The organism is Mucilaginibacter terrenus, from assembly GCF_003432065.1.
Classification (GTDB): domain Bacteria; phylum Bacteroidota; class Bacteroidia; order Sphingobacteriales; family Sphingobacteriaceae; genus Mucilaginibacter; species Mucilaginibacter terrenus.
Map to the genome: position 1 here is coordinate 1995873 of NZ_QWDE01000001.1, position 26786 is coordinate 2022658.

A 26786-nucleotide genomic window follows, 5' to 3' on the forward strand; every position below is an offset into this window, starting at 1 on the left:
TTATATTTGTTGAATGAAGTTGATTATTTGTCTTTTGCTTTTTTCGATGTGCTCTTGCGGTGTGCAAAATACACCGATACTTCTTTATCGCTCAAAGGGCATCCCACTAATTGTTACAAAGCAAAAGATTAGTCTTAAACAAGGTTGCCACGTCGATATTGTTCTGAAGAATACAGGTCTGTCAGCCTTGCGAAAAGTGTTCGTTGACGTTAACTATTATGATGCTAGCGGATACTACATTATTACTACCAGAAGTAATATTATAGACTGTCTTAAACCCGGTCAGATTGCTTCATTTGCAACAAGTGCGATTATCTCTGATACCGAGCCAATTTCTAAAGCACTTGTAATACCAGGATTGATGTGATGCAGAAAAAGGTATTAAATCTTTGTTAAAGGCCGCTATCTCGGTGGAATAGTCACCCGCTTAATAGTTTATCTGCAAGATTGTTTTTAGCAGGTAACAGCGGTAACACGTTTTATGTTGTAGATGAAATATTAACATGCTTGCGATGTGGGAAGTGCAATTCCAATCTATTTAAAACTATACTATTTGCGTAAAAAATTTCTTCTTTGTTTTTTCAAATTATGCGAATAAGAAAACATCTTAGATCAAGTTTGGCAACTACGTTTGGAAAACAAAACGTTTCAAATTTCTTGCAATCAGTTTCTTTAATGTCTAGAAAATTCGCTTCTTTTTGTCACAAAACTCAATTAAATTTCGATTGGACCGTATCACCTGAACCAGAGTGGTTCGATCATTATTGCGACCAATTCTATAACTTTAGATTATCTCAAAATCCGTTGTGGGCAGAAAGAGGGATTTTTGGCCTGTTAGCGATTAAGCCCGGAGCAACAGTGCTGGAACTATGTTGCGGTGACGGCTTCAATGCTTTTCATTTCTATTCTGGCCGTGCTAAGCAGCTTATTTCTGTTGATTTTGATAAGGGTGCAATAACACATGCCCTAAAGTATAATCAAGCGAAAAATATTGAATTTAAGCTTGCCGATATACGTATGGAAATGCCCAAAGGAACCTTTGACAACATTGTATGGGATGCGGCGATAGAACATTTCACAGAGGAGGAAATTGCAGCAATTTTTAAAGATATTAAGCAGAGATTAAAGCCAGCAGGCGTGCTAACCGGGTATACTCTTGTGGAATCGCCGCTTGGAAAAGGATTAAGTCATCATGAAAGAGAATTTAAATCTAAGGCTGACCTATTATCGTTTTTTGAACCACACTTCACGCACGTAAAAGTATTTGAGACAATCTATCCATCTCGTCATAATCTATATTTTTATGCGTCTGACGATGTTTTACCATTTGATGAAAAATGGGAGAATATTGTAATTCGCTAAGCAAGTTCTTTGTTGAAATTTACATGTTAAGAGTACCGATCCAAGTACGTTAACAAATATCATTTTTATTTAATTGTACGCACTCGACTTGATATTTCTTGTCGCAGCGTTAACTATTATTCCCATGCAACCTAAACTTACCTTTATCAAACGCCTTACCAGCGAAACCCCGGCTTTTTTTAAGCGTGCCCAACTTTTTGGGTTCGGGCTTGCTGGTGTGGGTACATCCTTATCTACTGTAGCGGGTATACCGTCGAAACTTTGCACTATTCTCATCTCGGTAGGTACTACCATAGCGATAGTGTCGCAGTTTGCGGTAAAGCAGTTACAGCCGGAAAACAGTTAACAACAACCTTAATAAAACACCTATGACATCTTTTGAACACCGCGAATTGCGCGGTATTACTATCAGGAGCATCATCGTAACTATAGTTAGCACTACCAGTATAGTGGCAACCGTAATGACGAGTTATCTGCAAATTAAAGGCGACCTCCGTGACATGCAGACCAAACAAGAAGCCCAAACACGGGTAAACGAAATACGGCTTAAGGTACTTGAGGGACAAGTGGCCTTACTGGAACGCGAAGTAGAGGAAATAAGAACAAGAAAGTTTTAGCCGGCGATATCTACCGTTGCGTTATCTTTCTTTCCATCAAAATACTTCTCTAGCACCGCTTCAAAAACCGGGTCAGTGCCCTTTGCCATACTAAATAAAGTCATTGATGATCGCAGCTTTATGTCGTCGGGACTGCCAAACACAGCATTAGCATCATCCCCTTGCAACCGCAGTAAAACTTTGCTGATCTCTACTAGTCTTGGTCCAAGTATTGGATGTGCGAGGTAGGAGCCAGCTTCGGCCAAATCAGTAATGGCATAATGTCGAGCCATTTCACTGTATCCTAATCCCGCAATCTGTGGGAAAATGTACCACATCCAGTGGCTGCGTTTACGCCCGTTCCTGATCTCGGCCAACGCTTTAGTGTAATCACGTTCCTGCGCTTTTATGAATCTCTCAAGTCCCATACAGGAACTACAAATGCCCTAACGGATGGTTTGCTGAACACAGCTAAATTGGACCGTATCGCAAATTAATTGAATACGGTAAGCGTGGTGTTAATGATGTCGTCAAAAATGGCTTTGTCGGTACTGGATTTGGCCGTCACCCGCATACCTTTAACTACGTTCATGATAAAACGTGCCAAGGCACGAGCGTCTTGTTTACCATTGATCTCGCCACTGTCTTGGCCTTTTTTTATGGCATGGCAAAAGGTATCTTCCAGTAGCTGGTTATTTTGTGAGATAAGGGCTTTTACTTCCACGTCATGCGGTGCTACTTCTACCTCGGCATTCACCATAAAGCAGCCTTTTTGCTGTACATCATTAAGCAAGTTTACGGTAGTGAACTCAAGTAATTTTTTTATTGCTTCTTTGGCAGACTCAGCATTGCTGATGATATTGCACATTTGTCCGCCCGAACCACTTTGGTAAAACTGCAACGCCTTTACATAAAGCGTGTGCTTATCACCATAGGTATCGTACAAACTGGAGCGGCTGATCCCCAGGGTATCTACAAGTTCCTGCATGGATGTGCCATTGTAGCCCTTATGCCAAAACAGGCAGACTGCTTTACCTAAAACTTCCTCTTCATCAAAATCCTTCGTCCTTGCCATAATCAAAAAGCTTTGCCCCTTTCAGGGCAAAGCTATTCATTTAGATATTAATTATTTACTATTAGCAGTTCGCAGCTAAAAATTAGCGTACGCCACCGCTGGCTATAATCACTTCGCCTGTTAACCACCGTGAATCATCAGATGCCAGGAAAACAGCTACAGGTGCTATATCATTTGGCTGAGCTGTACGGCCAAGTGGTGTTTGGCTTACGGCCTCCGCATGAAAGTCGCTACCGATAAAGCCGGCCGTTTGTGTGCCTTCAGTTTCTACCATGCCCGGGTTGATAGAATTAACCCGTATTTTCCTGCTGCCAAGTTCTTTTGAAAGTACCTGTGTAAGCGAGTCTACCGCGCCTTTAGTTGCAGTGTATATACCACTTTGTGGAGGTGTTATACGTGTTACCACCGAACTAATATTAATTATGCTACCGCCTTTTTCGCCAAAGCCTTTTACTGCCGCTTGGGTTGCAAGAAATAAACCCAATACGTTTGTATTAAATTGGCGGGTGTATTCTTCTACCGTAAAATCGTCAATAGCACCAAACTGGTAAACGCCGGCATTATTCACCAGTATGTCTACTCCACCAAAAGCTTGTTGTGTTTCAGCAAATAAACGGTCAACATCGGCTGGTTTAGACACGTCGCCTTGTACGGCAACTGCCCTGCCGCCATTGCTAACTATGTCTGCTACTACCTTTTCAGCACCTTCTTTAGCTGACGCATAGTTTACTACTACGGCTGCGCCTTCTGCTGCTAAACCTCTTGCTATTTCGGCACCAATGCCTTTTGATGCGCCTGTAACTACTGCTACTTTGTTTTCTAACTTTTTCATTTTCTGTTGTGAATATTATTTTGGAATAATCGTTCCGCAAATATATATTCAAAACAGAACGACCGTTCCAATTAGTTTCAAAGATTATACAGGTATGACAATGAGGCGAACACGACTAATTACTTGTGCGTGTGTGGTGCTGGGCTAGGCTTGGGGCTTAAGTGAGGAGAATACTTTTTTACCTACAGTTATCACCAACACTGCGGCTAAACCCGCAACCAGTCCTAATGCAAGCTCTTTAACAATTGAGGGAATTTGGGGATACAGATGGTGTATATATTCGATATTATGAACGAAGATGCCGCCGGAAACAAGTATCAAAGCAATAGTACCTACAACGCTAAGTATGCGGATAATTACCGGTAACGACTTTACAAGTACCGTACCCAATGTTGATAAAAAACCTTTATTTCCCGACCGCTTAATCAAGTTATAACCGGCATCGTCCATTCTGACAATTACAGCCACAATCCCGTAAACTCCTACAGTTGCCAAAATGGCTACGGCTGAAACAGTTATTATTTGGATAGCGAGGGTTTTATCAGAAACAGACCCTAAAGCAATTATCACGATCTCAATAGACAAGATAAAATCTGTAGCAATAGCCGACTTGATTTTCGCCTTTTCAGCAGCACTGTCATCTTGCTGTTCCTTCTCTACTACTTTGTCGCTGGTTTTTTTACCATGAAAAAAATACTCTATAATTTTCTCTACGCCTTCGTAGGCTAAATACAAACCGCCAAGAATCAAAATAACTTTTATTGCAGCCGGGAAGAACAGGTTCAGCAATAATGCTACAGGAACAATGATAAGCTTGTTTACCAGGGAGCCTTTTGTAATTGCCCAAAGTACCGGCAATTCCCTGGACGACAGAAAGCCGGTGGCTTTTTCCGCGTTAACAGCCAGGTCGTCGCCCAATATACCTACCGTTTTGCGTGTTGCCAATTTAGCGGCCACAGCTACATCGTCCATTAATGCACTTATATCATCCAGAATTGCGAATATGCCTGCAGCCATTTGGTAGTATTATATTTAGTGGACTCGTGTTTACCCAACCGTATAAATGCGAGTTGCAGAGTAAAGTTTTAAAATGTAACAATATTAGCCTGCGATGAGCACATTAATGGTTTTTGCGGAACGCGAATTGCAGTTGAGATTACATGGAGTTACTGGATATATTAAACGACATCACCACAGAAGCGCGGGAGTTAAACGGTGAAGAGAAGTCATTTAAACTGTGGATGCCGAAGCGGGTAGTTTTTACAGCTGATGCACTGGAGCAAGCCTACGGCCAAAAGATATATGAACGGATTAAAGAACTTAACCTAAATATTGAAATAGCAAAAAACAATCGCATAACAGGGCTGCGCGGTAAAGACGAACGTGAAACCTACCGTATAGCTAAGAACACGTTAGCAATCGTTAATGCACCGCCAAGCGCATTTAATCTTCGCCCAATCCCTCCTTCTGCAGATTGGCAGTTTCATTTGGCCGAAGGCTGCCCTGCTCACTGCCAGTACTGTTATTTAGCCGGGAGTTTATCCGGTCCGCCCGCCATAAGGGTATTTGCAAACCTGCCGCAGATTTTAGAAAACACCATTAAATTTGAAAGCTTAAATCAGGTCACCTCATTTGAGGCCAGCTGCTATACAGATCCCTTGAGCCTGGAACATCTTACCGGAGGTTTGGCCGAATCGATTAACCACTTTGCAGATCGCCCGAATACACATTTGCGTTTTGTTACCAAATTTGATAATGTAAGCGGCTTGCTCAACCTCAATCATCAGGGCCGTACAAGGTTCCGGAGCAGCCTAAATGCAGATGTAATTGCCAGGAAGTTGGAAGGTGGCACTCCAAATGTATCAGTCCGCATAAAGGCTTTAAGGAAAATGGCGCTGCCACGCCAGCAGGGAGGTGGAGGCTACCCTATTGGTGTAGTGCTGGCACCAATAATGCCTATACCCGATTGGGAACTACATTATTCCAAACTGATGGATGAACTGGAGCTTAACCTTAACTTTGAAATTGATTTAACCTTTGAATTGATAACGCACCGGTTCACACCTGGTTCCCGAGATATTTTGATGGAGTGGTACCCCAATACCAGCCTGGATTTTAGCGAAACGAACAGAGCTATAAAACGGAATAAGTTTGGTGGCCATAAGTATGTTTTTGTAAAAGAACTGATGAAAGAACTAAAATCGTTTTTTGAAGCTGAAATAGCACGCAGGTTTCCGAATGCCAGGATATTATACTGGACGTAACTATTTGATTTTGATAATATCACGCTTAAATATACTCCGTAGTTGATGTTATCTGGATTAAATCACAACGTAACATTTATTCAAAACAGATCTTAGTTGGCAACTGAGAAGCTTATTGTATTTTTCACCTGCAGCCCACTTACACCGCTGCCAACATACGTTAGCTTATACTTGGTTTTGGCTAATACATAGTTGGTTGCTAGATTAATCTCAGTCGTAACTTTACTCTTAGCAGCTACCGTGATATATGCACTTGCTGGCGGGGGCATTACACGCCTTGCCATTGCTCCTTTAAAAACAGCCTCATTCCCGTTACCATCAATAATTTCAAAATACTTCCCAATGCGCGGCTCAAAAGGGGTTTCCCACTTGCAGAAACGCAGATCACGATTAGTGTTATTTATTACTGTAAAAGATAAAAGCGCAGAACCGCTTGAGACAAACTTCTCTTTCATGGTCATATGCACTATCAACTTACCGGCAGAATTTTGACTTGCATTAGATGCACCCTCTTGGCTAAGTTGCTTTCTACTTTTACAACCAAATGAAAACAGGCAAATAGTAATGGCGGCGAGAAATATTCTAATTTTCATACCTCAGAGACACTAAAATTGCACAATGGTTTGATGTTCTCTCCTTGTATTTGTTCAACAACATCACCACCAGGTAATTAAACCCAGAATTTTTAACTATTTCTTCGACTTTAACAAACAATTATTATATTTGCGTAACTAGTTACGTAATCAATGAATAATAAATTTTTTAACGATGCAGGCATCATAGCTATTGGTAGCAGGCTAAGAATGCTTACGGAGGCTATTACCAATGAAGCTGCTGGTATATACAAACTCTATGAAATCGAAATTCAGCCGAAGTGGTTTCCGGTTTTTTATGCTTTATCTCGTGGCGAAGAAAAGACTATAACGGGAATAGCTGTTGAAATCGGACACTCGCACCCGTCTGTAAGTAAAATTGTAAGCGAAATGATCAAGGCGGGATTGGTTATCGAGAAAAAAGGTACAGTGGATGGCCGAAGAACCTTAGTGGCTCTTTCTAAGAAAGGAAAAGGCTATGCAGACAAAATAAAAGACCAGTACGCAGATCTTGAGCAAGCCATTACAACCATAAACGCGCAGGCGACACATGATTTATGGAAGGCAATAGAAGAGTGGGAGTTTTTGCTTGAACAAAAACCTTTGCTGCGCAGGGTGACAGAAGAAAAAAAACAACGGGAAAGTAAAGACGTACAAATTGTAGACTACCAGTCGAATTATGCAGCGGCTTTCAAGTCATTGAATGAAGAATGGATCTCCACCTATTTTAAGATGGAAGAAACAGACTATAAGTCTTTAGATGACCCGGAAGGTTATATCTTGAAAAAAGGCGGCCATATACTGGTTGCTTTATACCACGACAAACCAGTTGGTGTTTGCGCGTTGATTAAAATGCATAACAGCGATTATGATTTTGAACTTGCCAAGATGGCGGTGTCGCCACTTGCTCAAGGTAAGAATATAGGATGGCTGCTGGGCCGGGCAGCACTAAACTGGGCAAGTAGGCAAGGTGCTAAAAAGATCTATTTAGAAAGTAACACCTTGTTGAAACCGGCTATTAACCTCTATCATAAACTCGGATTTAAAAAGGTCGTGGGCCATCCTACTCCTTATGAAAGATGTAACATTCAGATGGCTTGTGATATAAGTAAAAATCAGTAAGAATGTGCTTTCATTGATCTTAGATGATCTTATTTGTTTTTACCAATTACAAAGCGAGAACCAATGACATGTAATTAAAGTTTGGGGCGTTTATCTTATAGCCAATTCCCTAATCCAATTAAACACTGCGATACCGTTCTGCTGAAGTTTACCGCCTCAAAATTCACAAAACAAATCACTGTGCTTTCAATTCTTTTAGTAGATGAAACAATTACCAAAAAACACAGCACTTACAGGGCAGTTAAAATGGGTGGAGCAGGTAGCTTCCGTTATGGACGACAAATTCCGCGTCCCTGGTACAAATTTTCGCTTCGGGCTCGATCCTGTGCTGAACTTCATCCCCTTTGCAGGAGATGTTTCTGGCTTCATAGTAGCAGCAGCGCTGCTTTATGTAATTGCAAAGAACGGAGGTGTGAGTCGAAAGGTACTTATTTTAATGGCTGTTAATATTTGCGTAGATGGACTTCTTGGCGGAATTCCCCTCGTAGGTCAGATAACCGACTTCTATTTCAAAGCAAATACCCGCAACATTAAGCTGCTAAAAGAGCACTATCAAGAAGGCAAGCACCAGGGCAGCGGTAAAGGTATTATTGCCTTGATATTAATTGTATTGGTGATTTTCCTTTTGTCAACTATTTATGTCTCCTACATCACTTTGCGATGGCTACTGGGGCTTTTTCAATAGACATGATAATTACAAGCATACCAATCTCTGGCAGCAAGGCCGGTTCCAATACCTGCTGTTCAAAAACTATTTTTGTGCAGTAGGGTTTAAGGTAGATACTTTTATAGCTAAACTGCTTTATCGTTAACAACCAAATGGGTAAAATTTTTACGATAACCGAGGGGCTCGAAAACATGGGTGCTCTTCATACCGGTGGCCAGGGTTCGGTATATAAAGGCAGGCGCATCGGCGAAATTTTTGTAGCGGTAAAGCTTTTGCCAACCCCAATTCACGCCGAAGATGAGAATGACAAGCACTATAAAGATTTCATTAACGAGGTAGAGAAATTAAAAAAGGTTAACCAGGTATCAAACCCCAACGTAGTTAAAATTCTCAATTCCGGGATTACTGAAAGTGGCTCCCTCCCATTCATCGAGATGGAATTTATTGAGGGTCCTGATCTCGCAGAACTCCTTACTGAAAAAGATACACCTGTTTTTACCATTCATGAAGCCATTAAGGTGGCTTATCAGCTTGCAAATGCGTTGAGCCATTGCCATAGAGTATCAGTAAAGCATGGCGATATCAAAAGCAATAACGTTAAATTCAATATCAATACCGGCAACTATATGCTGCTTGATTTTGGTCTCGCAATTATGAGCGACGAGCAGCGGCGAAGCAGCTTACGAAACGCTGGGGCGGTAGAGTTTATGGCGCCTGAGCAAAGCGAAGGCAACCTGCTGCCGCAAAGCGACGTTTACAGCTACGGCATTATTCTTTACGAATTGCTGGCTGGCACTGTTCCCTTTAAATTGAATGACAACGGCCAGACTGCCCGTAATGCTGTAATGATAGCACACCTGGAGCAGGAGCCGCCTGATCTGTTGACGTTGCGTGAAAAGAACATGCCTTTAAGCTGGCCCGAAGACCAGCGCCGCCGCGAAATGCAGGTGCCTGCGTGGCTGCTGACACTCATATCTAAATGTTTGCAAAAGAATCCGGCCGACCGTTACACGAACGGCACCGAGCTTCGCGAGGTGATACAACACAGTGTGATCAGCGTAAAAGGTGATGCAGAAAGTGCCCTGATCCTGCAAAACGAAAAAGACGCATTGGAATTAAAACTAAAGGAAGAGGAGACCAAGACAAGCCGGTTATTGGAGGAAATAACGCAGCTTAAAAACAACCAGGTAGCTTTCAAGGCAGCGCCTGTTACAGCACCGTTGCCACATAAAAACAGTGGCAAGAGTATGTCAAAAGCGGCATTATTAGGCATAGGTTTGCTGCTTACCTGCATGGGTGCATTGGCTGGCCATTACCTTTTTAATAACGGGAAAGCAGCACGGATAGAGCCAGAGCCGCAGAATAGTATAAAGGGAACACCAGAGGTAACGGTAAAGAAGTCCGTTACAAAACCCAAAACGCTGGCGGTTAAGAAAACAAGAAAAGATTCAGCTAAAAAGGTGGTAAAAACAGCGGAGCCTAAACCAAAGCCTGCTGAAGCTGCGCCGGTCAGTAGCGGTAAGGGCAGCGATGTAGGTAAAGTATTTACATTGTTTACTACCTACGCCTACTTCCACAGCCGCCCGGATGAGGCAAGCAAACGTGCGGCAAACATAAACCAATGGAACAACGCACGCTTAAAAGCCCTGGACGATCAAAACGGGTTTATCTATGTGGTGTATACCAACGATAAAGGACAAACCAGCAAAGGCTGGCTTAGGAAAAAGGATTTGATTGTGGTTGGACAATAATGCAAGTTCGATGCGTGTTCTGAGTGCTAAAGCAGATATCAAGGAACCTCCAATCATGATCTACTTTTTTACAGTTAGCACATTAAGCTACTTTCGACCTGAAGTACAAGCTATCCAAGGGTAATGAGAAGGATGTTCAGAACCTGGCTTTAGTAAGGTAAATAATGAAAAAACCCTTTAAACTATTTGTTTAAAGGGTTTTTCGTTTCGACCTGTTGGGTGGTCTTTGTGATCCCGCTGGGACTCGAACCCAGGACCCCAACATTAAAAGTGTTATGCTCTACCGGCTGAGCTACGGAATCATCCTTTTAACTTTTTCGCTGTTGAAAGCGTTTCCGTTTAAAGTGGTGCAAATATACGCTTATTGTACATTGCCTGCAAACGTATTTTAAATTTATTTTTAAGTAGATAATAACAATTTCATTATCAGCAATTAAGGATTATAGATACCAATCTTAGCACCATCGCCAGCTAACAGAACAAGGTTTCCGTGCTTTGCTTTCCTGCAAACGTTGTAACTTTTGTCATCTATTTTACGCCAGTTCTTACCACCATCAGTAGAAATATTACTGCCTGATGTACCGGTCGCAAGAAAGGTTTGCCCTTTTAAGAACTCCACACTGGATTGAAAACCTGCCGGACCAGCCTGTGGGTTGCCGCCATTACTCAGCTTTTTGATGCCTTTAAATACGTAAGCAACAGAATCAGCAACAACATCTTTAGCATAGTTGCCACCTACTACTATGGTACTATTACTGCCGGTGGCAAATGAAAATGCTCCTCTGCTGGGCGTACCGTTGGTTAAAGGCAGCATAGTTGCTGTCCACTTTAAATTGTTTGGATTAGCTATCAAAATACGGCTATGGCTGCCACCTGTTACAACAGTTAGCATTGGCGCCGCCCGTATACAGGTTCCGCTGGCTGCAAATGCAGCCTCATCTTTTAAGGCTTCAGGGCCATTGGCTTGCGCCCAGGTGCTGCCGCCATCCTTAGTTTCCAGCAGAAGGAACTTGCCATTTATAGGGTCGCCCAGTATAAAGCCATGTTGCTCATCGGCAAAGTCCATTGCATCTAAAAAGTACCTTTCTTCTGTTTGGCGGTACTTTTCCTGCCAGGTCGTGCCTCCATCCGTAGTTTTCAGGATCACGGCAGGCGAACCCGAACTCATTACTATCGCCTCTTTACTGCTAAAGGCTTCAATATCCCTAAAGTCACTCTTCTCATATCCCTTTACCTGGTTCCATGCCCATGTTTTGCCACCATCTGTACTGATAGCGAAATTACCGCGACTGCCGCTTACCCAGGCAACATTATTGTCTACCACCGAAAGTCCACGGATACTGGCAGACGCGGGCTGGTTCATCCGGGTTATGGTTTGGGCATTTACAAATGTTGGGAATAACAGCGCCACAAGGGCAAATAGTTTAAATGCTATCTTCATTTTACGCGACTCCAATTTTCGGTTCTTCCTATTAATGATATACCAATATACCCGCGAATTTTCAACACATCGCCCTTAAGCGTCATTTTACAGCTATAGGTTTTGCCAGACTTCGGGTCGTAAATGGTACCATCCTCGTAAACATCATCACCATCAAAAACGAAATCTTTTATAATCTCCAGGCCCAATATCGGTCGTGATCGAAGTTCCGCTTTCGGGTTCTTTTCGTCGGTTTTAGGTTTGCCCGTTTCATCATTAGGGACTTTGATCCAGGCAAGTTTGCCGTAAAACTTACTGCCTTTTTTATAGATAAGTATCTGGCCCTCTCCTGTTTTGCTCAACCATTTTCCCAATATTGCATCTGCATTTTGGGCAGACGCGGTAATCACGCAAGCAACGGCCAGTACAGTTGTTAAAAATATTTTTCTGATCATAGTATTTTTTAGAATTGGTTAGCCCAAGGTATACGTTTACGTCGGTTAATACAAAACGTTCATAATTTTGCATTAATTTTTAATTGCATGGGGCAAACCGTTATATTTGCAGCCTCATAAATGCCAGATACATTATCAATGCTTTGTGAGTTGTTCTATAATGCCCGGATGGCGAAATTGGTAAACGTTGCGGTCTCAGAAGCCGTTGAGAATTGTCTCTTGAGAGTTCGAGTCTCTCTTCGGGCACATCCCTTTAAGTCTTAAGTAAAGTTGCAATGGTTAATTACCACGGCTTTTTACTTAAGACTTCTTATTGAAAAGGCCCGGGTGGCGAAATTGGTAGACGCACCATCTTGAGGGGGTGGCATCCGTAAGGTTGTACGAGTTCGAATCTCGTCTCGGGCACATTATCTATTCTCTTACCGCCTTATAGTTTCTTTCCCAAACATTTACATATTTTTGATGGTAGAGATAGTATAAATAACCATCTATTATGAAAAGACGTTCTTTTGTGAAATCAACTCTTTTAACAGCCGCTGCGGGCACAGTTGCTCCGGCAGTCGCGTCAGCAGCTAACAGCGCGGTTCCGCCTAAAGGTACCGATTACTACGAACTGCGTGTATACACGTTAAAGAATGACGAACAGCAAAAATTGGTAGAAGACTTTTTGCAGAATGCTGCCATTCCTGCATTTAATAGTATGGGGGTAAAACATGTTGGGGTGTTTACCGAACTAAAGCCGGAAGAACAAACTAAGCTGTACGTGTTGATACAGTATAATGGCATTGCGCACTTTGACCACATCTCCGACAACATAAACAACGACACGGCTTATAAAACAAAAGGTGCCGCTTACCTTACTGCGCCTGCATCACAGCCGGCTTACGAGCGTATAGAAAGCTCCCTGATGAAAGCTTTTAAACACAGCCCTATACTTGCACCTCCCGACAAAAAGACCAGAATATTTGAATTACGCCAGTACCAGAGCGCTACCGAAGCAGCCGGCCAGAAGAAAATAGAGATGTTTAATGATCAGGGCGAGATAGACATCTTTAAACGTCTGGGCTTTAATCCGGTATTTTGGGGCGAAACCATCATTGGTCCGCAAAGGCCAAACCTTACCTATATGATCACCTTTGATGATCTGGCTGCAAAAGACGCACACTGGAAAGCTTTTGGCGGCGATTCGCAGTGGAAGAAGATAAGCTCGGTACCGGAATACGCAGATGCCTTGTTGGTCAATAAAATAACATCAACCCTGCTAGTGCCAACAGCATACTCACAAATTTAACTGAGCAAAGGTAGCTGCAATGCTACCTTGCTACATATCTACTAAGTAATGCAAGAACCATTTGACGTTTTGGCTGGCGGAGTTGTATACTCCGTTTTCCCGGAAGAAGACAATGTTTACACCATTTTTAAGGCTGGTGTAGAGTACGGTAAAATAGAAAAGGATACCGAAAACCTTTGGATAAAGCTTAACCCGGAAACTGAACTACCGATGTTTGGCGACGACCCTGAAGTAAACCGCATTGGCGAAGCTATAAACAATTACGTTCCTGAAGAGGAAGACGAGGACGAGGAGCTAGAATAGCCGCTGACAACAGCTATTTACTACTTTGCTTTAACCTGTTGTCAGGTTCTTTTCTAAAAACTATTCAGCGCCTTTCAGGGTTCTAACAAAAGTGCTATCTTGACATTGCCAATCAAACACTTTTTTATGCCCGAAAAACAACCCGAAATGCTTCCGGAGGGAGATATGCTCTCTAATGGAACGCGGCGCGACTTTATAAAGCAAACGTCGTTGCTTACCGCGGCGGCTTTAACTCCTCCATTAGCCTTGCAGGCAGCTACCGGCCAGTTAGATGGTCATACGGCTGATGCCGAGAAGCTGCCGCTTAACATGGAGGTAAACGGCAAGCCATACAAGCTTTCCGTTGAGCCACGATCTACGCTGCTGGATATACTCCGCGAACAGCTTGACCTTACCGGAACAAAAAAAGGTTGTGACCATGGCCAATGCGGTGCCTGCACCGTACATGTAGACGGACAGCGCGTAAACTCTTGCCTTACACTTGGTGTAATGGTTAACGGGAGGAAAGTTACTACCATTGAGGGGTTGGCCAACGGCGATAACCTGCACCCTATGCAGGAGGCGTTCATAAAACACGACGGTTTCCAATGCGGTTACTGCACACCTGGCCAGATCATGTCGGCTGTTGCATGCGTACGCGAAGGACACGCCAATTCCGAAGCAGAGATACGCGAATATATGAGTGGCAACATATGCCGTTGCGGCGCTTACCCTAATATTGTTAATGCTATATTAGAAGTTAAGCAAGGAGGACAAACTGTATGAAACAGTTTCAATACGTACGCCCTACCAGCCAGCAAGCCGTGCTTGATGTGATAGCTAAACCCGGCACCAGGATCATAGCCGGCGGTACCAACCTGGTGGACCTGATGAAGAAAGGTGTAACCAGTCCGGACAGGCTGGTAGATATCAACCAGCTTCCGCTAAGAAGTATAAACACTACTGCAAACGGCCTGCACATTGGTGCACTGGCACTAAATTCAGCAGTTTCTGAAAATCAGCTAGTGTTAAATAAACAACCGCTGCTTTCAATGGCGCTAAAAGCCGGCGCGTCACCACAGTTGCGCAACATGGCAACTGTTGGCGGCAACATGATGCAGCGCACCCGTTGTCCGTACTTTTACGATACAGCAATGCCTTGTAACAAGCGGGCACCCGGAACAGGTTGTGGCGCAATGGGCGGTTTTAACCGCATGCACGCCATTTTTGGTACCAGCCCGCAATGTATTGCCGTACACCCAAGCGATATGTGCGTTGGCTTAGCTGCGCTTGATGCATCTGTTGTAATAGTTGGTAAGACTGGTCAGCGAAAAATCTTATTTACAGATTTTCATCGCCTGCCCGGAGAACATCCGGAGAAAGACAACAACCTTGCCCCCGGCGAGCTGATAATAGGGGTAGAAATACCAGACAACAATTTTGCAAAGAACAGTTACTACCTTAAAGTGCGCGACAGGCAGTCTTACGCATTCGCATTGGTGTCTGTAGCTGCCGCGTTGGATATCCAGAACGGTGTTATCAAACAAGCACGTTTAGCAATGGGCGGTGTAGCGCACAAACCATGGCGATTGTTCGATGCTGAAAAGTCGCTGATTGGCAAAAAACCTACAGAAGAAAACTTTGCGCAGGCAGCAGCTTTAGCAATGCAGGGTGCTAAAGGACGCGAGTACAATTCATTTAAACTTAAACTTGGCCCGGCTACTATCACCGAAGCCCTTAAACACGCGGGAGGATTGGTATAATGGAAATGGACCTTATGAAAACAATCCCAACCTCTGCTGACGGCATGAGCCGTGTGGATGGCCGCGCCAAAGTAACTGGTGCTGCAAAATATTCTGCGGAACATAAATTGCCAGGCATGGTTTACGCCGTGTTGGTAATGAGTACCATTACCAAAGGCACAATTGCCTCTATTGAGTCAAAAGCTGCGGAAAAAGCACCCGGAGTACTGGCGGTATTAAGCCACCTGAACGCGCCCAAAGTTCCCGGGCATCAAAAAGCTAAAAACCCAGCCAAGCCTGAGGTAAAAAGCGGTCCTCTGAGAGTTTTTAACGATAACAAAATATTATACAACGGCCACCCCGTTGCCATGGTTGTGGCAGATACCTTTGAACGTGCACAATACGGCGCATCGTTGGTGAAGGTAACTTACGACAAAGAGGCCCACCAGACTAAGCCACCTGCCGAACTAAAAGGCAAGGCACCCTGGGGCGGAAAGGACGATATCCGCGGTACCGAAGATGCATGGCAGTCTGCACCGGTAAAACTGGAGGCAGAATACATTATACCTACCGAAGTGCACAACCCTATGGAGCTGCACGCCATAATAGCGCGCTGGGATGCTCCTGACAAGCTTACGGTTTGGGACAAAACACAGGGCGCTATAGCCACCCGTGATGACATTGCAAAAGCATTTAACCTCAAGAAAGAAGATGTTCAGGTAAACTCAAAGTTTGTTGGTGGTGCATTCGGCAGCGCGCTGCAGGTTTGGCCGCACGAGATTGCTGCTGTTTTGGGTGCAAAAGTAGTTAAGCACCCTGTCAAGCTGGTACTAACCCGTCCAGATATGTTCACTTCTGTAGGTTACCGGCCTTATACCTGGCAAAAGATAGGCATCGGCGCTACAGCCGATGGCAAGCTGGTTGGCATTACGCATGAGGCTACCGGCCAAACATCTACTTATGAAGATTTTGCCGAAGGGCCAATAGGTACCAGTAAGGGGCTTTACGAATGCCCTAATGTTACCACCCGCTACCGGCTTATTTCGTTGGACGTAAATACGCCAACATGGATGCGCGGCCCGGGTGAGGCTACTGGTGCTTTCGCGCTGGAGTCCGCATTGGACGAACTATCGTACCAGCTGAAGATGGACCCCATAGACCTCCGCATGAAGAACTATGCCAAGGTTGATCCGGAGAACAAAAAGGAATACTCGAGCAAGTACCTGGATGAGGCTTACCAGATGGGCGCAAAGCAGATCGGATGGTCTGTTCGTAAAGCCGAACCGGGCACCTTGAAGGAGAATGGCTGGCTGGTTGGCTATGGCATGGCCGGCGGCATGTTCGGTGCATACCGAGATACTGCTACCGTTAGGGCAATATTTAATGCTGATGGCACCCTGGTGCTACAAACAGCAGTAAGTGATATTGGTCCCGGCACCGGGACGGCAGCTGTTAGTATCGCTGCAGAACAACTTGGCATAGCACCAGAGAAGATAAAGTTTGAAATGGGCGACTCTTCCCTGCCCTACGCGCCAATGCAGGGCGGCTCGTCCATTACATCAACCGTAGGATCGGCGGTGCATGATGCCTGTGTGGTGATGAAAGAAAAGTTTCAGCAGCTGATGGGTAACGGCGGTACTGACAAGTTGAACTACGTTAAAATATTAAACGACAAAAACCTGCCATCGTTAGAGGTGCTTACCAAATCACAGGGCGGGCCAAATAATCAAAAGTACTCCATGCAATCATGGTCGGTGCATTTTGTAAGGGTGCTGGTTCATCCGGCTACCGGCGTTGTAAAGATAAATAAGGTTGCCTGCGTCGCCGACTCCGGCCATATTGTAAGCCCTAAAACCGCGCGCAGCCAAATTGTAGGGGGCGCTATTGGCGGCATTGGTATGGCTTTGATGGAAGAAGGTGTGATAGATCACCGTTACGGCAGGTACGTAAACAACAACCTCGCCGACTATCACGTACCGGTAAATGCCGACATACCACAGATAGACGCTATATTCGTGAACAAACCCGACCCTTACATCAACCCCATTGGTGCTAAAGGCATGGGCGAGATCGCGTTAATAGGCATGTCTGCGGCGGTAGCTAACGCGGTTTACAATGCCACCGGAAAGCGTGTTCGCGATTTGCCTATTACGCCCGATAAGCTTATTGGATGAAGGAACTAACAGACATTGTTAATGCTTATGATATCGCCGCTCAAAGTGGTATAAAAACCGCGCTTGCCACAGTTGTGCAGGTAGAGGGATCCGCTTACCGGCGTGCCGGAGCGCGGATGCTGATCACTGAGGACGGGCAACTCACCGGTGCAATAAGCGGCGGCTGTTTAGAAGGTGATGCATTACGCAAAGCACGGTTGGTTATTCATCAGCAGGAAGCTATGCTGGTCACTTACGATACCATGGATGATGACGACAGCAAACTAGGCGTAGGCCTGGGTTGTAACGGCATCATACATATCCTTATAGAACCTATAAACGACAGTGGCACCAGTCCTATTGGATTGCTTAAAGCCATTGTAGATAAGCGTTTACAGGGGGTACTTGTTACGCTGTTCTCCATCGAAGACCGCAAAGCACCCCAGCCCGGAACGTGTTTATGCCTGACTACTCAAGGGCTGGAAATATCAGGACTGGAGAGCTCAGATCATCGCCTCTCGCTCATCAACGATGCACAACGTGTTTTTGATCAGCAACAATCTGAAACGCGGATTTTAACAGGCGAAGTGGAATACACCGCTTTTGTGGAATTTATCAAGCCACTTATTACCCTTGTAGTAATTGGTGCCGGTAATGATGCCATACCCCTTACTAAAATGGCTGCCGTGCTTGGTTGGGATGTAACCGTTGTAGATGGCAGACCTAATTATGCCATTGCCGACCGGTTTCCTTCAGCAAGAAAAGTTATCATTGCAAAGCCTTCGGAAGTATTACAGCACGTTGATCTTAATCCGCAAACAGCGTTTGTGCTGATGACGCATAACTACAACTATGAACTGGCCCTTTTACAAGAGCTTATTCCGCTGCAACTCCCCTATGTAGGCATACTCGGCCCTAAAAAGAAGCTGGAGCGCATGCTTGCAGAACTGGAAGATAATGGGTTTAATATTACTCAGGATCAACTGAACGGCATCTACGGTCCTGTAGGATTGGACATCGGTTCGGAAGGTGCAGAAGAGATCGCCTTATCCATATTGTCGGAAATTAAAGCGGTGTTGTCGTCCCGGCAGGGTTATTCGCTTAAATTTAAGCCAACACCTATTCACACCACCCACATCAAAAAAATAAGCAGTTCATGACGGCAGTAGTTATTCTTGCGGCGGGCTCATCATCACGATTGGGCGAACCCAAACAAACGCTCATTTATGACGGCAAAACACTTATTCAGCATGCTGTTGAGGCTGCAATGGTGTCAAAATGCCGGCCGGTTATTGCAGTGGTAGGAGCTAACCACGAGTTGGTTAGTTCTTATATCCCTCACCAGGATGTACATATCATCTTGAATAACGAATGGTCAGAAGGGATGGCATCATCCATAAAGGCAGCTGTTAACTACATGCTGCATGATTTTGATATCGACAGCGCCTTGTTCATCCTCTGCGATCAGCCTTACGTGAACCATAAGTTACTGGATGCTATGCTCCAAGCAAAACAGGAAAGCGAAAAAGCCATTGTGGCTTGCGCCTATGGCGGCACAGTTGGGGTACCTGTATTATTTGACAGGAGCATGTTCAACCACCTGCTACTGCTTCAAGGCGACGAAGGTGCCAAAAACATTCTTAAAACCCATCCTGAGGAAGTTGTAACCATCCCGTTTGATAAAGGTGTCATCGATATCGATACACAGGATGATTACAACAATCTTCTTTCTCCAGATAATTAATTATTTAAAGATCGTATCCAGGTGGCAATCTTTTGCGCATCCTGTGCACTTACCTGCGGCATAGGTGGCATTGGGGTCGAGTAGTCCGGCCAGTGCTCTGGTTTAGGGTTCTTGATCAAAGCCATTATCTGCGCTACAGTGTATTTTCGTTTGGCAACGTCCTTAAAGGCCGGGCCTACCTGCCTCGTGTTCGGGTTGTGGCAGGACAAACAGGTGTTCTTTTGCAGCAGTGGCTTTACCTCATCATAGGTAAGCGCTTTTGCAACAACTTTACCTGCAGCTGCCGTGGTTTTTACCGGAGCGGTCTTAACAGCCGCTACAGCTTTTACCGAGCTCTGTTTGCTCACTTCAGCTGCGGTTAGTTTTTTCCCTTCCGGGATGTTATTCAGCGTGTAATAAGCTGTAGGATGTACCAGGTTAAAGTAACCCTCTTTATCGCGGATGCCGTCAAGCGTTATGGTGTGGATATAGTACCTGCGCAGGTTATTAACCACTATGCGTGCTTTCAGTCCGTCCTCTGACACCTTCACACCTGTAACTGCGCATTTCTCGGTATTAACCGGCGGGCTGCCGTATACACCATGGTATTTATAAATGTAGCTATCTACCTTGTAAGAAGCCAGGTCTTCTGCAACCTTCCTGTCTACAGGTTTAGTAAACTCTATTTCGAAACCGTCAGGCATGGCCCTTATAGCGCGCATTTCAAACGGGATGTGGTTGTTCCACACCAAACGCTGTAGGCCCATGGTAGCCTCCCCTGCAGATCCCCAGCCACGGTTGGTTTCGCCGGCTGCTAAAGATCCGTCGGGCAACCAGGCTAGCCTTACTACACCCGACTGAAAACCGCTACGGAATGCCCATGCTGCACCCTGGTACTCGCCGTTCACTTTCTCCAGAAAAATGCGGTCTACCATGCTCTGCCCCTGGTCGCACACCAGCAGCTGGCCGGAAAACGGACCAAAGGCGCCTTCCGGGATCTTTACGATCTCGGAGTTGGATATCCCCAGGATACCATGAGGCAACCATACAGCTGGCAGTTGCAGTTCTGGAATTTCTTTTTTGGCTTCGAATTCTGTTTTAAACTTTTCGTTCTCAATGTTCAATGGTTTAAAAGGCTGGCCGCTCTTATCGAATTCTATCCTCGGGTTGTTCATGGAGAAAAACTTTTCGGAAGTCAGCTTCAACGGTGAATTAGGCAGATTGGTCCACACCAAACTAGCCGGGTGCCCCATAAAACTACCTTTGTTAACCGGCATGATACTGCCCGAGCCAACCCAGTCGCCCTGGTTGTCGCTGTACCAAAGCTGCCCGTCTATCATACTGATGCCGCAAGGCGAGCGGAAACCCGCTGCCCATGGGGTAACTTTACCATCTTCGGTAATGTTAAGCGCCCAGCCGCGGTACGGTACAAAGCTTTTAGGATGCCACCAATCCGGCGGGAAGCCAAGATTAAGTGTTACAAAGAAACTTCCGTCCGGAGCCAACTTAGGGCCAAAGCTGTACTCGTGGTAATTGCCGGAGAGAGGCCAGGCGTAAACCGTTTCAAATACGTCGGCTTTACCATCCATGTTGGTATCAACCAGTTTGGTCAGTTCACCGCGTTGTACCACGTATAAAGCGCCATCTTTATAAGCCGCTCCTAAAACCTCATGTAAGCCCGATGCAAACTTGCGGAAGAACGGCCGTTGACTGGTCGGGTTCTCTACAATAAATATATCGCCACGGCGGGTAGTTACCGCCAGGCTGCCATTTGGCAGAGTGCACAGGCCCCCAACTTCCAGTATGGTACCTTCGGGTGCCGGCACTTTCATGATCTTAAAAAAGTCGTCTTCTTTCGGAGACTCAGCCTGGGCAAATACTTTCGCGCTTCCTCCCAGCAACATGCAGGTTAATACGCCAATTGCAAACCTGCCCATCATTTGTTTATATAAATTCATCATCAGCTGTCTCGTTAAAAAATGATAGAATAGGTTAATTTTTGTTTTATCGGGATAAGCAGTTCCTGCATTCCCCCTACGCTACGGATGGCCGCCTTTTCGCCTGCGGCATCATCCAGCCTGATGTAGTATTGGTCGTCCACCTCGTACCAGCCGTTCTTTAGCTGTTCTATTTTGTTGCCCTGCGCCAGGTGGAACATAGCACCCGGAATTGAACCATTTACCGCAACGGTGCGTTGTAAGCCTTGCCCGCCTGTTATAACTGTACTGGCATCCGCAACGCTTGCGCCGTATAGCTGGTATTTAAACGTTGGCCTGCCATCTGCATCCAGCACATATCCTTTCGGGCGATAAGCTGTACCCGCTGTGTCTGCAGGCCATGTAGCGTCGGCCGTAGTCAGCTTTGCAATTGCAGGCACTGCTTTGCCAAAAAACTGTGTTGAGCCTGCTGCCCTTGATGATCCGTCCCCGCGTTCGTGCCACATCGGGGTGGCATCCAGGAAGCCGCCGCGCCAAAGCTGAACGATCATGCCTTTATCCATATCAAAAGTATAATGCAGCTGATCTGTGCTGCCTACGTTTACCCCGTGAGTTACCCGGTAATTGCCCGGCAAATCAGTAAAGCTGCGCAGGATGGTATTCTCCGTAGCGTTGATCAGGATAGGATCAACAGGATCGTTATTGCTAACGTTTGCATCTGTAAGCGTGTATTCGCGTATACCCGGGCCAGCTACAGTAAGCGCAAGGGCTGCTTTTACCCAGTCCACAGTTTTAGCGTAGAACACCTCAAAAGGCTGGTCGCCTGCTGATAGCTGCGCGCTACCACTGCCACGGTTATTTGCGAGCGCAATAACCGGTTTACTGGCAATACTTAAACCACCTTTTCCACCGGGAACGCTCAACCTGAAGGTGTATTCGCCCGCATCGTTAATGTGCATTACGCCGGTATACTTCAGCAGGAAATCATTAGCAAGTTTTACCTCGTTGGAGCTAAGCGACTCGCCCGCGCCCTGTGCTTCCGGCTTTAATGTTTTGTAATCCGGTTCGGCATCAAACGTGCCCTTGTAAACCACATATTTTAACTGCGATACAGTTGGATGCGGCTTATCAAAGCTGGTGTAGCTGATGTTCTTGAACGCAACACTGCCATGGTCGCCCTGTAAGCGAAGCGGACCGGTAGCACTTTCCTTATTGTCATACGCGCCACGTGTAGGGCCAGACAGTTCGACATTATCCTGTATGAGAACGCCGTTAAGTGTAACAGCAAGAATTTTAGCGTTGGCTATTTTATTGCCTTGGGCATCAAACTTAGGTGCCTGGAACGATATCTTGATGTGCTGCCAAAGACCGGGTGCGCGGCTTACATTCTGGCGTGGCGCATGGCCTTCGTAGCCTTTCATGCCATCGGGCTTACTATCGTCCCAGCGTTCGTAAACGCCGCCGTTATCGCTTGATTTTGGGTTTACTGTACCCCAGCTATCCAGCAGTTGTATCTCGTAACGGCCCTGCAGGTAAATGCCCGAGTTAGCACCTTTGGCCACCATGTAGTCCATTTCCAGGTCCAGGTCTCCATGCTGCAGGTTAAAGTACAGATCGTGTCCCGGGTTTTTCTCGTCACTCCTGTTCACCAGCACACCTGTGCCTTTACCGGTGTCAAATTCATTCATCTTGTCCATACCGGCATGAATGCTCCCGGCTATTTCCCAGCTTTTTGGAGGAGCGGCAAATGCAGACATATCGGTTAAAGAGACTTGATTTTTCAAGGCTTGCGCCCGCGCGTTACCCGCCGCCGCGAGGCTCGCCAGCGACAAGGCGGCACAAGCAGCATTGTAGAATAGTTTGTTCGTCATAATTGGTAGAGCTTACGGTTTAAAGCCGCCAGCTTATTATTTAATTGGTTATTACTTCTTCTTTGAAATATCAATAGTACGTTTGGCGCCTTTATTATCTACAACATCAACCGCGCTTACATCTGCACCAAGGCTTACAAACCTTGCAGATTGTGATAAGAACGACGAACCAAAATACAGCTCCTGCTTGTCTGTCCGGCCGTTTTTGTACCTGATAAGGGCGTAGGCATCATCCGGCTTAACATCCACGGTAGCTGCCGTCCGGTTTAGCTTAAATACCTTTGTCCAGTCGTGGTTTTGAGTTGCAGCGAGCAGTTCATGTCCCTTGCTGTCGCGCAGTTTAGCTAATGCTTTACCATTACCCGGTATATAAATGCCGCTTTGCAATATACTCAGCGGTTTAAAGCCGCCTTTGCCATCGCCTTTCAGCACCAGGCCATTCATGGCATCGTACCGGCCAATGGCAACGTCAGTACCGTAATCGTTACCATTTATTACCACATCCAGGTTGCCGTCGCCGTCAAAGTCTCCTGTTTCCATACCATTTACTACAGACACCTGTGCTTCTATAGGCAGGGGTATCATGGTAAACTTGCCGCCGCCATCGTTACGTACAAAGCAGCTTTTTTGCATGTTCACCTTCAAGCGCAGGGCACCTTTCAACTGTTCCGGCGTGAAGATGTCCTGCATAGTTGCGGTCGCGTACGACTTGTAATTGGTGTATTTCTTCTTCATGCTAATCATTTGCTTCAGCATATCATCACGGCCCTGTACCGGGAATTCTTTCATTTTGCCGTCCTTGTCTTTAAAAAAAGTTGATGGTACAGCACTGTAGGTATGGCTGTTGTCGAAATCCTTCGCGGTAATATATACAGGATATTGGTCACTTGCCTGTAAGATAGTGTTTTGGCCGGTATTGCCTACAATGTAGTCTGTTCTGCCGGTATGACGGAAATCGCCGGCTACTATGGAGTTCCACCAGCCCAGGTTGTTGCTGATACCGGTGTTTGCGGTGACATTTACATATTTACCATGATCGTTCTTCAGGAAGGTGACCGGCATCCACTCGCCTGCAACCATAAGGTCTTGCCATCCGTCATTATCAAAATCTGTAAACAGGGCGTCGCATACCAAACCAACGTTCCGCAGGGCGGGTGCAATCTGCGCGGTAACATCGGTAAACTTGGGCTGACCGTTCTGACTATCGTTACGCAGTATAATGCTTGATACGGGCTTAGGGTACTCCCATGGCTTTACACGGCCAGAGATGAACAGATCCAGCTTGCCGTCCTTGTTGTAATCAACTGCGCGTACGCACAACTTACTGCCGAGATTCACCGGTAAGGCGTTGGTAGCTAGGGTAAAGTTTCCTCTACCATCGTTAAGGTATAACCTGTCCTGGTATATAGGGCTGCCTGCAGGTGCCTCGTATCCTGCGCTTGCACAGTAAAGGTCGGGCTTACCGTCCCCGTTGGCATCAAACAGCAATATACCCCCGTCCTTAAAGTTTAGGGTTGGCGCCGGTGCATTCGGCAGCAGATCGCGCTGTATAAACTTACCATCAGCCCGCTGAAAGAACACCTGTGCCTGGTTGTAAGTGCTGCCACCTACTATCATATCATCTAAACCATCGGCGTTTACATCACCAACCGCAATAGCAGGGCTATATTCTGACAGTTTATGCGGCAACAGCTTTTGTATGTTAAAGTCTATGGTAGATGCATCTTTACTGGAATAGTGCACGCCTACAGAATCGGTCACATCCTTAAACAGTGCTTTTGCTATTTGCAAATTCGGCGTAGGTACATAATTTGTAGATGCGTTGGCAATATCAACCTTCAGCCGCTGGTCTGCTTTTACGTTTACCAGCTTCTGCTTTTTACCGTTTGGCCACCGTATCATAACAGAGTCCAGCACGCTTACCTGCCCCAAACCGAAGTGGCCTACCACCTGATCGGTGGATAAATAACCGCGGTAAGGATTGTTCTCATAAAACTGTTGTTTGCCGTGATTGTAGTAAATATTCACCAAAGTACCCAGTCCATTTATGTTCTGGCTATCACCTTTGAAGAACACTTGTAAAAAGTGTGATTTTTGCAGATTTTCGTCATCATCCCTGGCTGTATTCCGGTAAATAGATGCTTTATCGTTCACATTATTAACGACCATATCCAGCGCCCCATCGTTATCCAGATCGGCATACACTGCACCGTTGGAGAAGGTAGGCGTCTCTAAACCCCAGTCGGTACTTACATCTTTAAAGGTAAGGTCGCCGTTATTCTGGTAAGCGTAGTTGTGTATCTTAATTTCAGGTATCTGCTTGAGCACCATCTCCTTAGATGCCACCGCGTACGCTTCCTGTCGATAGGTCATGAAGTCCCGGTCAGATACATCCCGTGGGAAGCCGTTGGTTATGATCACGTCGCGATAGCCATCGTTGTTAAAATCAGCCACTACGGGTGTCCAGCTCCAGTCGGTTTGTGCTATACCGCTTAAAAAGCCAATGTCGCTGAAAACCGGTGTACCGGGTTTACCATCGGCACCCGGCCGTGGCCCACGGTTCAGCTGAAGTGTATTACGAACATATTGGTATTGATAGTTGAACTGCTCAAAATTCTGATACGTTTGATAGCTATTTGGCATCAGCATCATCTTTTTGCGATAGTTATCCTCCGGATTCATATCTAACTCAATGACATCCGCAAGCCCATCATTGTTGATATCTACAATGTCCTGCCCCATTGCATTCAAAGATGTATGTTTAAAATACTCTTTTGAACGGTCGGTAAATGTACCGTCATGGTTGTTGATATACAGGATGTTGTTAGAAATGAAGTCATCCGCTACATAGATGTCTTTCCAACCGTCGCTGTTAATATCTACCGTTGATGCCGAGTGCCCGAAACCCGGAATAGTTACACCTGCCTGTACAGAAACATCATGAAAAACAGGATGTTGAAGCTTACTATCCCAATCATTACGATATAGCTTACCTGTTTTAAAGTGCGGCATACGGGCGCTTGCAGGCCCAAATACATTAGGGTTATAAGAGGAGCTGGCGTTATTTACCACAAGGTACATATCCAGGTCCCCGTCGTTATCATAATCAAAAAAGCTTGCCATGGTAGATTCGGTACCGGCATGCAGGCCATACTCCATAGCCATATCTTTAAACTGCGGCACGCCGTCCTTATTTACACCTTTATTGATGTACAGGAAGTTGTGGCGCCTTGTAGAATCTTTGTAAATAGTATTGCTGACGTAGATATCCGCAAGTCCATCGTTATTAATGTCAACTATTGATACCCCTCTGCCCCAGCGTCCACTACCGCCAACACCGGCTTCCTTAGTAACATCGTTGAATTTAAGATCACCTTTGTTCAGGTACAATTTGTTGGGCACCATATTACTTGTAAAATACAAGTCTTGGAGGCCATCATTATTAAAATCGCCCACACCAACGCCGCCGCCATTATATATGTTAACTACGTCCAGCGGGTTAATGGAATCATTTTCTGTAATCTCGTTATTGAAGTCTACTCCGGAATGAAATGATGAGACACGTTCAAACTGGCTCTTTTTTTTGCAGGACAAAAAACAGGATATAATCAAAAAAAGAAAAAACGCATTGTAGAATAACTTCATATTCA

The 26786-nt window shown here is 45.4% G+C and carries 25 protein-coding genes and 3 tRNA genes; 17 read left to right on the forward strand and 11 right to left on the reverse strand.

Features of this window, described 5'->3' with window-relative positions:
• The first annotated feature begins 46 nt into the window (after positions 1-46).
• The 4 genes from DYU05_RS21500 (at position 47) to DYU05_RS08960 (ending at position 1979) form a co-directional block, all read left to right on the forward strand.
• Positions 47-367: an FxLYD domain-containing protein gene (locus DYU05_RS21500; RefSeq protein WP_394339610.1), complete on the forward strand. Its 321-nt coding sequence runs from the start codon at positions 47-49 to the stop codon at positions 365-367.
• A gap of 251 nt (positions 368-618) precedes the next feature.
• Positions 619-1362: a class I SAM-dependent methyltransferase gene (locus DYU05_RS08950; protein ID WP_165852031.1), complete on the forward strand. Its 744-nt coding sequence runs from the start codon at positions 619-621 to the stop codon at positions 1360-1362.
• 124 nt (positions 1363-1486) lie between these two features.
• Complete coding sequence (locus DYU05_RS08955; protein ID WP_117382606.1) at positions 1487-1708, forward strand: hypothetical protein; 222 nt, start codon at positions 1487-1489, stop codon at positions 1706-1708.
• Positions 1709-1730: 22 nt separating this feature from the next.
• Positions 1731-1979 carry a hypothetical protein gene (locus DYU05_RS08960; RefSeq protein ID WP_117382607.1) on the forward strand — a complete coding sequence of 83 codons (249 nt, stop codon included), beginning with the start codon at positions 1731-1733 and terminating at the stop codon, positions 1977-1979.
• On the opposite strand, the gene DYU05_RS08965 is transcribed toward DYU05_RS08960, so the two are convergent.
• From DYU05_RS08965 to DYU05_RS08980, 4 genes are all read right to left on the reverse strand, one after another.
• On the reverse strand, positions 1976-2386 hold the full coding sequence (locus DYU05_RS08965) for a DUF1810 domain-containing protein (protein WP_117382608.1): 411 nt from the start codon (positions 2384-2386) through the stop codon (positions 1976-1978). The genes DYU05_RS08960 and DYU05_RS08965 overlap by 4 nt on opposite strands.
• A 65-nt stretch (positions 2387-2451) precedes the next feature.
• Complete coding sequence (locus DYU05_RS08970) at positions 2452-3033, reverse strand: TetR/AcrR family transcriptional regulator (RefSeq protein WP_117382609.1); 582 nt, start codon at positions 3031-3033, stop codon at positions 2452-2454.
• Between the two features lie 82 nt (positions 3034-3115).
• Entirely contained in the window at positions 3116-3865 is a 750-nt protein-coding gene (locus tag DYU05_RS08975) for an SDR family NAD(P)-dependent oxidoreductase (RefSeq protein ID WP_117382610.1), read from the reverse strand.
• Between the two features lie 144 nt (positions 3866-4009).
• Positions 4010-4882 (reverse strand): DUF808 domain-containing protein, encoded by an 873-nt coding sequence (locus tag DYU05_RS08980; protein ID WP_117382611.1) that lies wholly within the window; start codon positions 4880-4882, stop codon positions 4010-4012.
• 143 nt (positions 4883-5025) lie between these two features.
• Here DYU05_RS08980 and DYU05_RS08985 point away from each other — a divergent pair, with 143 nt between their 5' ends.
• The gene (locus DYU05_RS08985) at positions 5026-6129 is read left to right on the forward strand and encodes an SPL family radical SAM protein (RefSeq protein WP_117382612.1); all 1104 of its coding nucleotides are present in this window, start codon (positions 5026-5028) and stop codon (positions 6127-6129) included.
• 92 nt (positions 6130-6221) lie between these two features.
• Here the strand turns inward: DYU05_RS08985 and DYU05_RS08990 are convergent, their stop codons facing one another.
• On the reverse strand, positions 6222-6722 hold the full coding sequence (locus DYU05_RS08990) for a protease (RefSeq protein ID WP_117382613.1): 501 nt from the start codon (positions 6720-6722) through the stop codon (positions 6222-6224).
• A gap of 153 nt (positions 6723-6875) precedes the next feature.
• Here DYU05_RS08990 and DYU05_RS08995 point away from each other — a divergent pair, with 153 nt between their 5' ends.
• The 3 genes from DYU05_RS08995 (at position 6876) to DYU05_RS09005 (ending at position 10262) form a co-directional block, all read left to right on the forward strand.
• A complete protein-coding gene (locus tag DYU05_RS08995; protein ID WP_117382614.1) occupies positions 6876-7844 on the forward strand; it encodes a bifunctional helix-turn-helix transcriptional regulator/GNAT family N-acetyltransferase in 969 nt (322 codons plus the stop codon).
• Between the two features lie 202 nt (positions 7845-8046).
• Positions 8047-8529, forward strand: a complete 483-nt coding sequence (locus DYU05_RS09000; protein ID WP_117382615.1) for a DUF4112 domain-containing protein — start codon at positions 8047-8049, stop codon at positions 8527-8529.
• Positions 8530-8663: 134 nt separating this feature from the next.
• Entirely contained in the window at positions 8664-10262 is a 1599-nt protein-coding gene (locus tag DYU05_RS09005) for a serine/threonine protein kinase (RefSeq protein ID WP_117382616.1), read from the forward strand.
• Between the two features lie 229 nt (positions 10263-10491).
• Here DYU05_RS09005 and DYU05_RS09010 read toward each other — a convergent pair.
• The 3 genes from DYU05_RS09010 to DYU05_RS09020 all read right to left on the reverse strand — a co-directional run bounded on the left by DYU05_RS09010 (position 10492) and on the right by DYU05_RS09020 (position 12137).
• Positions 10492-10564, reverse strand: a tRNA-Lys gene (locus DYU05_RS09010).
• Positions 10565-10695: 131 nt separating this feature from the next.
• On the reverse strand, positions 10696-11703 hold the full coding sequence (locus tag DYU05_RS09015) for a WD40/YVTN/BNR-like repeat-containing protein (RefSeq protein WP_117382617.1): 1008 nt from the start codon (positions 11701-11703) through the stop codon (positions 10696-10698).
• A complete protein-coding gene (locus tag DYU05_RS09020; protein WP_117382618.1) occupies positions 11700-12137 on the reverse strand; it encodes a DUF2147 domain-containing protein in 438 nt (145 codons plus the stop codon). The genes DYU05_RS09015 and DYU05_RS09020 overlap by 4 nt, the downstream gene beginning before the upstream one ends.
• Positions 12138-12299: 162 nt before the next feature.
• Here DYU05_RS09020 and DYU05_RS09025 point away from each other — a divergent pair.
• The 9 genes from DYU05_RS09025 to DYU05_RS09065 all read left to right on the forward strand — a co-directional run bounded on the left by DYU05_RS09025 (position 12300) and on the right by DYU05_RS09065 (position 19349).
• Positions 12300-12383: transfer RNA gene (locus tag DYU05_RS09025), tRNA-Leu, on the forward strand.
• 75 nt (positions 12384-12458) lie between these two features.
• Positions 12459-12542: transfer RNA gene (locus DYU05_RS09030), tRNA-Leu, on the forward strand.
• A gap of 88 nt (positions 12543-12630) precedes the next feature.
• Positions 12631-13428, forward strand: a complete 798-nt coding sequence (locus DYU05_RS09035) for an NIPSNAP family protein (protein ID WP_117382619.1) — start codon at positions 12631-12633, stop codon at positions 13426-13428.
• A gap of 48 nt (positions 13429-13476) precedes the next feature.
• A complete protein-coding gene (locus DYU05_RS09040) occupies positions 13477-13731 on the forward strand; it encodes a hypothetical protein (RefSeq protein WP_117382620.1) in 255 nt (84 codons plus the stop codon).
• A gap of 126 nt (positions 13732-13857) precedes the next feature.
• A complete protein-coding gene (locus tag DYU05_RS09045) occupies positions 13858-14496 on the forward strand; it encodes a (2Fe-2S)-binding protein (protein ID WP_117382621.1) in 639 nt (212 codons plus the stop codon).
• Entirely contained in the window at positions 14493-15473 is a 981-nt protein-coding gene (locus tag DYU05_RS09050; RefSeq protein WP_117382622.1) for an FAD binding domain-containing protein, read from the forward strand. Before DYU05_RS09045 ends, DYU05_RS09050 begins: the two co-directional genes overlap by 4 nt.
• Entirely contained in the window at positions 15473-17626 is a 2154-nt protein-coding gene (locus DYU05_RS09055; protein WP_117382623.1) for a xanthine dehydrogenase family protein molybdopterin-binding subunit, read from the forward strand. Before DYU05_RS09050 ends, DYU05_RS09055 begins: the two co-directional genes overlap by 1 nt.
• Positions 17623-18765, forward strand: coding sequence for an XdhC family protein (locus tag DYU05_RS09060; RefSeq protein WP_117382624.1), 1143 nt, complete (start codon positions 17623-17625; stop codon positions 18763-18765). The genes DYU05_RS09055 and DYU05_RS09060 overlap by 4 nt, the downstream gene beginning before the upstream one ends.
• Positions 18762-19349 carry a nucleotidyltransferase family protein gene (locus DYU05_RS09065; protein WP_117382625.1) on the forward strand — a complete coding sequence of 196 codons (588 nt, stop codon included), beginning with the start codon at positions 18762-18764 and terminating at the stop codon, positions 19347-19349. Before DYU05_RS09060 ends, DYU05_RS09065 begins: the two co-directional genes overlap by 4 nt.
• Here DYU05_RS09065 and DYU05_RS09070 read toward each other — a convergent pair.
• The 3 genes from DYU05_RS09070 to DYU05_RS09080 are packed head-to-tail and all read right to left on the reverse strand — an operon-like array spanning position 19346 to position 26781.
• Positions 19346-21289 (reverse strand): c-type cytochrome, encoded by a 1944-nt coding sequence (locus DYU05_RS09070; RefSeq protein ID WP_117382626.1) that lies wholly within the window; start codon positions 21287-21289, stop codon positions 19346-19348. The two genes, DYU05_RS09065 and DYU05_RS09070, sit on opposite strands and share 4 nt — an antisense overlap.
• Positions 21290-21300: 11 nt before the next feature.
• A complete protein-coding gene (locus DYU05_RS09075) occupies positions 21301-23136 on the reverse strand; it encodes a 3-keto-disaccharide hydrolase (RefSeq protein ID WP_117382627.1) in 1836 nt (611 codons plus the stop codon).
• Between the two features lie 51 nt (positions 23137-23187).
• Positions 23188-26781 carry a VCBS repeat-containing protein gene (locus DYU05_RS09080; RefSeq protein ID WP_117382628.1) on the reverse strand — a complete coding sequence of 1198 codons (3594 nt, stop codon included), beginning with the start codon at positions 26779-26781 and terminating at the stop codon, positions 23188-23190.
• Positions 26782-26786: the final 5 nt, after the last annotated feature.